We start from the raw sequence: 8,827 nt of genomic DNA, 5'->3' as shown, positions 1-8,827 counted from the left end.
GTCAGCGACCCCCGCATCTCCCCCGACGGCACCACCCTCGCCTGGACCAGCTGGCTCGGCCTCACCCCCGAGGTGTGGACCGCCCCGGTCGACGGCGGCCAGGCGAGCCGGCTCAGCTTCTGGGGCAGCCATGACACCCGGGTGCGCGGCTGGCTGCCGAACGGCGAGGTCCTGGCCGTCACCTCCTACCACGAGCCCTTCGGCCACTACACCTGGGCGCACGCCCTGCCGCCGGACGGCTCCCCCGGTCGCCGGATGCCCTGGGGGCCGGTCGGCGACGCCCAGATGAACCACGAACGGACCGTGCTGCTCACCGGCGCCGCCCCGCACGCGCCCGCCGCCTGGAAGCGCTACCGGGGCGGCGCCACCGGCCGGCTCTGGGTGGACGGCGAGCGGATCCTGCCCGAGCACACCGGGCACCTCGCCGCCCCCATGCCGGTCGCCGGCCGGGTCGCCTTCCTCTCCGACCACGAGGGCATCGGCAACCTCTACTCCTGCCGCCCCGACGGCACCGACCTGCGCCGCCACACCGACCACGCCTCCTACTACGCCCGCGAGGCCGCCACCGACGGCACCCGGATCGTCTACCAGCACGCCGGCGACCTCTGGCTGCTGGACGGCCTGGACGCCCCCGCCCCGCACCGGCTGCGCGTCCCGCTCGGCGGCGCCCGGGCCGGCCGCCGCCCGTACCAGGTCGGCGCCGCGAGCCAGGTCAAGGACCTCGCCTGCGACCAGACCGGCCGGGCCGGGGTGATCACCGTACGCGGCAGCCAGTACTGGCTCACCCACAAGGACGGCCCGGCCCGCGCGCTCGCCGACACCCCCGGAGTGCGCACCCGGCTGCCGGTGGTGCTCGGACACACCGGCGAGGCGGCCTGGATCACCGACGCCGAGGGCGCCGACGCGATCGAGGTGATGCCGCTGCCCGGCCACGCCGAACCTCCGGGCCACGCCGGGCCGCGGAAGCACCACCACCGGGTGCTCGCCGCCGGACGGATCGGCCGCGTCCTGGAGCTCACCGCCTCCCCCGACGGCAGCCGGCTCGCCGCCACCACCTCGGACGGACGACTGCTGCTGGTCCGCGCCGCCGACGGCGAGGTGCGCGAACTGGCCGCCTCCGGCTACGGGCCGGTCTCCAGCGCCCGCTTCTCCCCCGACTCGCACTGGATCGCCTGGTCCGAGCCGGTCGCCGGGCGTTCACTGCGCCGCATCCGGCTCACCCGCACCGACGCGCCGTCCTCGACCACCGACGTCACCGACGGCCGGTTCGAGGACGAGCAGCCGGTGTTCACCCGGGACGGCCGCTACCTGGCCTTCCTGTCCTGGCGCGGCTTCGACCCGGTCCACGACGTGCACACCGGCGACCTCTCCTTCCCGCTCGGCTGCCGCCCGTACCTCGTCCCGCTCGCCGCCGACACCCCCTCGCCGTTCTCCGCCCCGGCCGAGGACGGCGCCCCGCACCACGACGGCGACGGCACCGTCCGGGTCGACCCGGACGGCATCGGCGAGCGGCTGCTCCAGTTCCCGGTGATCGCCTCCAAGTACTCGGCCACCGACGCGGTGCGCGGCGGCCTGGTCTGGCTGCGCTGGCCGATCTCCGGCACCCTCGGCCAGACCTTCGCCAGCCCGGAGGACACCTCGGGCCGCCCCTCGCTGGAGCACTTCGACCTGGCCCGGGGCACCCGCAGCACCGTGGTCGACAAGCTGGACGGCTACGCGGTCTCCGGGGACGGCGGCTCGATCGCGGTCTACTCGGCCGGGACGCTGCGGGTGATCCCGGTCGGCGCCCCCTCCGCCGGGACCACCGTCGACCTGCGCCGGATCACCCACACCGTGCACCCGGCCGCCGAGTGGCGCCAGGCCTACCACGAGGCGGCCCGGATCGTCCGGGACCAGTTCTGGGACGAGCGGATGTCCGGCCTGGACTGGCCCGCGCTGGTCGCCCAGTACGAGCCGCTGCTGGACCGGGTCTGCTCCCCCGACGACTTCGCCGACCTGCTGCGCGAACTCCTCGGCGAACTCGGCACCTCGCACGCCTACGTCACCCCGTCCCGGCGCGCCGAGGGCCCCACGCTCGCCCAGCAGCCGCTCGGCCTGCTCGGCGCCAACGCCCGCCACGCCCCCGACGGCCGCTGGCTGGTCGACCGGGTGCTGCCCGGCGAGACCTCCGACCCGCGCGCCCGCGCCCCACTGGCCGCCCAGGGCGTCCGGGACGGCGACGAGTTCCTGGAGATCGGCGGCCGCCCGGTGGACCCGCTGCGCGGACCGCTGCCGCTGCTGGCCGGCACCGGCGGCAGCACGCTCGAACTGGCCCTGCGCAGCGGCCCGGACGGCCCGGTGCGGCGGATCGTGATCACCCCGCTGACCGACGAGCGGCCCATCCGCTACCAGGACTGGGTGACCAGACGACGCGCCCTGGTGCGGGAGTTCAGCGACGGGCGGTGCGGCTACCTGCACATCCCGGACCTCGGCGGCTCCGGCTGGGCACAGTTCAACCGGGACCTGCGGCGCGAGCTGGACAAGCCCGCGCTGGTCCTGGACGTCCGCGGCAACGCCGGCGGCAACGTCTCCGAACTGGTGCTGGAGAAACTCTCCCGGCACGTCCTGGCCTGGGACTTCAGCCGGGACCGCCGACCGGTGCGCTGGCCCCGGCACGCACCGCGCGGACCGCTGGTGGCACTGGCCGACGAGGCCACCAGCTCGGACGGCGACGTGATCATCGCGGCGATCAAGCTGCTCGGGCTCGGCCCGGTGATCGGCACCCGCACCTGGGGCGGGGTGGTCGGGATGAGCGGGCGCCACACCCTCGGCGACGGCACCCAGATCTCGGTGCCGAAGAACGCCTCCTGGTTCGGCGGCGGGCTGGGCTGGTCGGTGGAGAACCGGGGCGTCGAGCCCGACGTGCACGTGCTGCGCACCCCGCGCGACTGGGCCCGGGGGCGCCATCCGGAGCTGGTCGCGGCCGTCCAGCTGGCCCTGGAGCTGCTGGAGGACGCGCCCGCCGCGGCGCCCCCGCCGGAGTCCACGCCCCGGCCGGACCTGCGGCGACCGCCGCTGCCGCCGCGTGCGGGGTGATCCCCGGGCTCAGCCCCAGGGGTCGCCCTCGGCGGTCATGTTCTCGGCGGCGCGCCGGTCGTCCTCCTCCTGGGCGAGCCGTTCCTGCTGCTCCCGGGTCCGCTCGACGTCGTTGCCGTACGCGTCGGCGGCCTCGTCGTGGGCGAGGGCGGCGCGCTGGGCGGCCTCCTGCCCGGTGGACTCGTGCTGCGGCCGGTGGAACAACCTGTCGAAGATGCCCATGACTCCTCCAAACGGGGTGGACGGGAGGTCGGAAGACCGGGCTGCCCCCACTCTCACACCGGGTGCCCACGGGCGCACCTTGAGCCTTTGGTCCCTGGTGGACGCGCCCAAGGACCGTAGCCGCGGGCCCTCGGCCGGGCGCAGATTGGGGCCGTCGGCGAAATCGACGCCACCCTCTGGAGCCCGCTGTGACCGTCGCACATCCCGGAAGCCACGCCCGGCGCACCGCCGAGGACCCGCACGACGGACCGCGCCGGCGGGTCGGCCCGCTGTCCGCGCTGGACGGCCGGCTGCCCGGCGCGCACGACCTGCTGCTGATGCAGTGCCCCAGCTCGCTGCGGCCCCTCGCCGGCGGCGAGCTGCCGCCGTGGGCGCGGGCGGTGCTGCGGGCGCACCCCTGGGTGACGGTCGGCCGGGCACCCGCCGTGGTCGGCAACCCGGTGGACCTCCCGCACCCGCAGCGCTGCACCCGGGACCCGGAGGCGGCGCCCGAACTGTGGTTCCCGGTCACCGTGCGCGGCCCGCGCCCCGGACAGCGGATGGACGCGCTGGCCCCCTGGGCGGCGGTGGCCCGGACGCTGCGGCCCGAGCAGCTGGTCGAACGGCGCGAACGGCTGGCCCCCGAACGGCTGGCCGGCATCCCGGCGCTGGCCCTGCTGCCGGAGGTCGGCCGGCTGGTGGCGGACCACCGGCTGCCCTGGGGCCCGATCGGCGCGGTCGGCTACGAGCTGGGCAGCGGGGTGCCGGTGAGCGGACCGCTCAGCCCGCTGCGGCTGGTGCTGCGCTGCCCGCAGCCGATCAGCCGGCGCGACGCCCTGCAGCTGCGGCGGGCGCTGACCAAGCTGCCGGCCCCCGTGCAGGCCGAGCTGGAGACCCGGCACGGCTCGGTCCAGCTGGCCGAGTACGCCTCCGGCGCCCACAGCCTCACCCTGCTCACCCCGGACGGCCCCCGCGAGGTCCGTGACCCGTGGTTCCCCCGGGGCCCGTTCGTCTGAGCGGCCGGACCGGTCGGGCGGCTCCCGCCGGGGCCGGGGCAATCTCGGAGTTGGCGCGAGGGCGCGGCACCCGGGACGATGGAGCGTCCTCCGACCGTCCCGGACAAGGGAGTTGCCCCGTGCCGCACATCACCATCGACAACGGACAGCCGGGAATCAGCGGGCTGCTGGCGCTGCGCCCGGACACCGCGGCCCCGCTGGGGATGCTCGCCAACGCGCTGCTGCGGGACCCGGCCCCGATGAGCCGGGGCGAGCGCGAGCTGGTCGCCGCCTACGTCTCCCGGCTCAACGGCACCCGCTTCTGCGAGGGCTCCCACAGTGCCTTCGCCGCGGCGCAGTTGGACGGCGGCGAGGACCTGGTGAAGGCGGCCCTGACCGATCCCTCGGCCGCGCCGCTCACGGAGCGGATGCGGGCCCTGCTGCGGATCGCGGCGGAGGTGCAGAAGCAGGCCGCGCCGGTTTCGAAGGAGGCGGTGGCCGCCGCCCGCGCGGCCGGCGCCGGTGACACCGAGATCCACGACACCGTGCTGATCGCCGCCGCGTTCTGCATGTACAACCGGTACGTCGACGGCCTGGCCACCGACCTTCCCGAGGACCCGGGCTACTACGCCGAGGGCGCGAAGCGGATCGTCGACTCCGGCTACGCCCGCGGGAACTGAGCAGCGGGGACCGGACCGCCGGGCGGCGCCGTCCTCGGACGACGCCGCCCGGCGGCGTTCGCGCGCCGCGCCCGGTGCGTTCGGCCGTCAGCCGGTGACGCTCGCCGCACCCGTCTCCAGGTGGCCGGTGAAGCGCTGGGACCAGCTGCTGTCGGCGTCCACCGTGACGGTGAAGTCGTACCAGCCGTTGTTGTACGCGACCGCGTTGAAGAAGTCGCTGACGCTGCCGCCGGCCGGGACCTGGTACGTCCAGGGGCCGTCCGTCCGGTAGTTGTTCGAGGCGATGGTGAAGGTCACCGCCGTGCTGCCGGAGTTGGCCAGCTCGAACCGGAGCGCGAGCTTCCCCGCCCCCGGCTCGACCGCGTACGAGGCGGTGACGGCCGCGTTCCTGCCCGCCTTGGTGAGGTCGCCGGTGAAGCGGCGCAGGAAGCGGTTCGGGCCGACGACGGTCAGGTCGTACTTGCCGTTGCCGAAGCCGTTGGTGCCGCAGTTGAAGAAGTCGGTGACGGGGCTGCCGGAGTCGACGGTGTACTGCCAGGGGCCGCCGCTGCGGTAGGCGTTGGCGTAGGCGGCGAAGTGGGAGGCCCGGGCGGCGCCGTCGTTGGTCATCTTCACCCAGACGTGCATGACGCCGCCGGCGTCGGCGTCCCAGTGGTCCAGGTTGGCGTTCGGCTGGTACGGCAGGGCGCGCGCGGGCCGGGTACCGGACTCCTGCACCGGCAGCTGGTTGTTCACCGGGGCCGGGTTGGGCAGCGGGCCGCAGGCGGACAGGCCGATGGTCTGCGAGGTGTCGGGCAGCGCGGGCAGGCCGTACACCGGGTGGGCGAAGTCGAACACGCTGGTCAGGTCGCCGCAGACGCGGCGGCGCCAGTCGCTGATGCTGGGACAGGCGGCGGGCTTGCCGAGGGCGGCCGTCCAGACCTCCAGGAAGCGCAGCACCGAGGTGTGGTCGAAGGTCTCGGAGTTGACCCAGCCGCCGCGGGTCCAGGGCGAGACGGCGATCAGCGGGACGCGGAAGCCGAGGCCGATGTTGGTGCCGTTGTAGAACTCGCCCGGAGTGCCGGCCGGGGCGGCCGGCGGCGGGACGTGGTCGAAGAAGCCGTCGTTCTCGTCGTAGTTGAGGAACAGCACGGTGGAGTTGAAGACGTTCGGGTCCGCGTTGAGCGCGTCTATCACCATGTGGACGAAGTGCGCGCCGTCGGCCGGGGTGGCGTACGGGTGCTCGGAGGAGGCCTGGTCGGCGACGATCCAGGAGACCTGCGGGAGGGTGCCGGCCAGCACATCGGCCTTGATCGCGGCGGCGATGTCGTCCGGGGTCCTCCCGGTGACCTTGGGCACCGAGCCCATGCCCTTGACCGCCAGCGGGCTGCCGGCCGGGGCGCCGGTGAAGTTGGTGAAGTACGCCAGGGCGTTGTCGCCGTAGTTGTCGGCGGCGTTCTGGTAGACCTTCCAGCTGACGCCCGCCGTCTCCAGCGCCTCGGCGTAGGTCTGCCAGCGCAGGCCCTTCTCGTCGCCGCCGTCGTAGGCCGGGCCGCCCGCGGCGCCGGACGGGTCGATCTGTCCGGACCAGTGGTAGGTGCGGTTGGGGCCGGTCGCGCTCAGCACGGAGCAGTGGTAGGCGTCGCAGATGGTCCAGTTCTCGGCCAGCGCGTAGTGGAACGGGATGTCCTGGCGGGTCAGGAAGCCGAGCGTGCGGACGTTGCCCTTGGCGGCGACCCAGGAGTCCAGCTTTCCGCCGTTCCAGGCCTTGTGCTGGTCGGACCAGCCGTGGCTGAGGTCCCCGTTGCACTGGGCGAGGCGCTCGGGGTCGGCACCGCCGGCCGGCTTGGTCTGGCTGAACTGCCACGGGTACTGGCGGCCGAACAGGCCGTTGGGCTGGTTGAAGACGCTGTAGCCGCCGGATATCTGGATCGCGCTGCGGTCGGCGAAGCCGCGCACGCCGCGCAGCGTGCCGAAGTAGTGGTCGAAGCTGCGGTTCTCCTGCATCAGGATCACCACGTGCTGGGCGTCGGTGATGGTGCCGGTCGTGCCGAGCGCGGTGGTGGCGGCGGTCGCGGCCGTGCCGCCCGGGGCGGCCCCCGCGGCGGCACCGGTGCCGGCCACCGCGAGGCCCGCCGCGGCGGCACCGGACAGCGTGACGAACTTCCTACGACTCAACTCGGCCATCAGCCCGGCCCGTCCCTTCGCTGGCGATGTTGTGCACACAAGTCGGAGCTCACTCGATCGCGCAGCAGTCTCCACCGCGCGCGAAGCGGCCCACCAGATGCGTGCGACAGGATTGGCGGACTGTTCGTCGGGGCGTCACCGAGCGACGCCCGGCTGAACGGGCGAAGGGGGCCGGGTGCTCAGCGGTCCTTGACCTCGATCCCCAGCGCGTGAGCGAACTGCGGTGCCAGCTCCATCAGTTGGAGGGAGCTGATGACCGCGCCGCGCAGCCCCTGGTGGCCGTCGGCCAGGCCGAGCCGGACGGCTCCGCGCAGGTCCGTCCGGCTCAGCGTCGCGCCGCGCAACCGGACCTCCTCCAGGGTCGAGCCGGGGAAGGACACCCCGGTCAGCTTCGCCCCGCCGAAGTCCACGTCGCGCAGCAGGCAGTCCTCGAACACGACGTCCCGCAGGACCGCCGAGCGCAGGTTGACCGCCTCCAGCTTGCAGCCCCGGAACACCACCCGGCGCAGCGCCGCGCCGTACCCGGCGACCCCGGCGAGCACCCCGCCCGCGAAGGAGCTGTCCTGCCACTCGGAGTCGCTCAGGTCGCAGGCGACCCAGCGGCCGGCCTGCACCCACACCTCGTTGAACCGGGCCTGGCGCAGCTTGACCCCGCTGAGCGCGACACCGGTGAAGGCGCACTCCAGGAAGGCCGCCCCGGCACCCGACTCGTCGGTGTGCTCGCCCCCGTCGAAGTGCGCGGTGTCGTACCGCTCGTCGCTGCGCAGCGGCCCGGTGTGCGGGCGCAGCAGCTCGGCGTACGGGAGGTCGGCGAGCCGGTCGGGGACGGCACGGGACATGGCGGTGACTCCTGACGGTCGGGGGCGGAGGGGTCTCGCCCGCATGCTCGCACGCGGCACCGACAACGCCCGGCAGCGACAACGCCCGACAGCGACGACACCCGGCACCCGGCGTCGCCCGGCAGCAGCGCCCGACGCCTCCCCGACACGGCGGTGCCCCGGACCGGCCGCCTCGGCGCGGCCGGTCCGGGGCGTTCACCGCTCGGGTCAGCCGCGCACCCAGAGCGAGTTGACGCGGGTGCGCTCGGCGCTGTTCGGGTACGGGTTGGTGCAGGAGGTGCCGGGGCCGCCGCCCGACATCAGCTCGCTGCACGGACCGGAGTAGTGGTCCGGCAGGCCGAGCACGTGCCCGGTCTCGTGCGCCACCACGCGCACCGAGCTGTACTGCTGGTTCTGCTGGTAGTCGAGGAAGACGTAGCCGCGCCCGTGGCCGTCGGTGCTGGCGTAGGAGCCGCGGCTGTCGTTGCCCTCGTAGTAGCGGAAGTCGGCGGCCGAGCCGGACCGCAACTGGACGTTGGCGACCGAACCGTTCCAGATCTGCGCGGCCTGGGATATCTGGTTGCGGAAGGACGGGGCGGAGCTGGCGTCGTAGGTGACGGTGACGGTCGCCAGGCCCGGGTTGGCGGCCTGCTTGGCCTTGGCGGAGGCCATCACGGCCTGGAAGAAGGCCTGGTTGTTCGCGGCCTCCGCGGCCGAGCCGGCGTACGTCGAGGCGGTGTAGCCCTGCACGGCCGGGGCGGCCGGGGCCGCGGCGGCGGCCGTGGTGGGCAGGACGGCGAGGCCGGCCGCGAGGGCGAGGCCGAGGGTGGCGGACAGCACGGATCGCTTCATGTGGGGGCTCCGATTCCTGAGGTGACGTGGCCGGTTGGGG

7 protein-coding genes are annotated in these 8,827 nt (G+C 74.6%); 3 read left to right on the top strand and 4 right to left on the bottom strand.

What is annotated here, in order from left to right; genetic code table 11:
- Positions 1–3,075: S41 family peptidase (locus ACIQOV_RS14395; RefSeq protein WP_401048518.1), on the top strand; the 3,075-nt coding region annotated here is incomplete at its 5' end.
- Positions 3,076–3,084: 9 nt separating this feature from the next.
- Here ACIQOV_RS14395 and ACIQOV_RS14390 read toward each other — a convergent pair.
- A complete protein-coding gene (locus ACIQOV_RS14390; RefSeq protein WP_359901784.1) occupies positions 3,085–3,297 on the bottom strand; it encodes a hypothetical protein in 213 nt (70 codons plus the stop codon).
- Positions 3,298–3,485: 188 nt separating this feature from the next.
- On the opposite strand from ACIQOV_RS14390, the gene ACIQOV_RS14385 reads away from it, so the two are divergent.
- Both ACIQOV_RS14385 and ACIQOV_RS14380 read left to right on the top strand, forming a co-directional pair.
- Positions 3,486–4,292: a phosphoribosyl-dephospho-CoA transferase MdcG domain-containing protein gene (locus ACIQOV_RS14385; RefSeq protein ID WP_401048516.1), complete on the top strand. Its 807-nt coding sequence runs from the start codon at positions 3,486–3,488 to the stop codon at positions 4,290–4,292.
- Positions 4,293–4,411: 119 nt separating this feature from the next.
- Positions 4,412–4,951 carry a carboxymuconolactone decarboxylase family protein gene (locus ACIQOV_RS14380; protein ID WP_359901790.1) on the top strand — a complete coding sequence of 180 codons (540 nt, stop codon included), beginning with the start codon at positions 4,412–4,414 and terminating at the stop codon, positions 4,949–4,951.
- Between the two features lie 87 nt (positions 4,952–5,038).
- On the opposite strand, the gene ACIQOV_RS14375 is transcribed toward ACIQOV_RS14380, so the two are convergent.
- From ACIQOV_RS14375 to snpA, 3 genes are all read right to left on the bottom strand, one after another.
- Positions 5,039–7,117 carry a phosphocholine-specific phospholipase C gene (locus ACIQOV_RS14375; RefSeq protein ID WP_401048514.1) on the bottom strand — a complete coding sequence of 693 codons (2,079 nt, stop codon included), beginning with the start codon at positions 7,115–7,117 and terminating at the stop codon, positions 5,039–5,041.
- Between the two features lie 179 nt (positions 7,118–7,296).
- On the bottom strand, positions 7,297–7,956 hold the full coding sequence (locus ACIQOV_RS14370) for a pentapeptide repeat-containing protein (RefSeq protein WP_401048512.1): 660 nt from the start codon (positions 7,954–7,956) through the stop codon (positions 7,297–7,299).
- Positions 7,957–8,163: 207 nt separating this feature from the next.
- Complete coding sequence (gene snpA, locus ACIQOV_RS14365; RefSeq protein WP_359901799.1) at positions 8,164–8,787, bottom strand: snapalysin; 624 nt, start codon at positions 8,785–8,787, stop codon at positions 8,164–8,166.
- Between the last annotated feature and the right edge of the window lie 40 nt (positions 8,788–8,827).

It is taken from the genome of Kitasatospora sp. NPDC091257, assembly GCF_044757675.1.
Taxonomy (GTDB): Bacteria; Actinomycetota; Actinomycetes; order Streptomycetales; family Streptomycetaceae; genus Kitasatospora; species Kitasatospora lactacystinica.
This window is presented reverse-complemented; position numbering and strand designations above follow the sequence as displayed.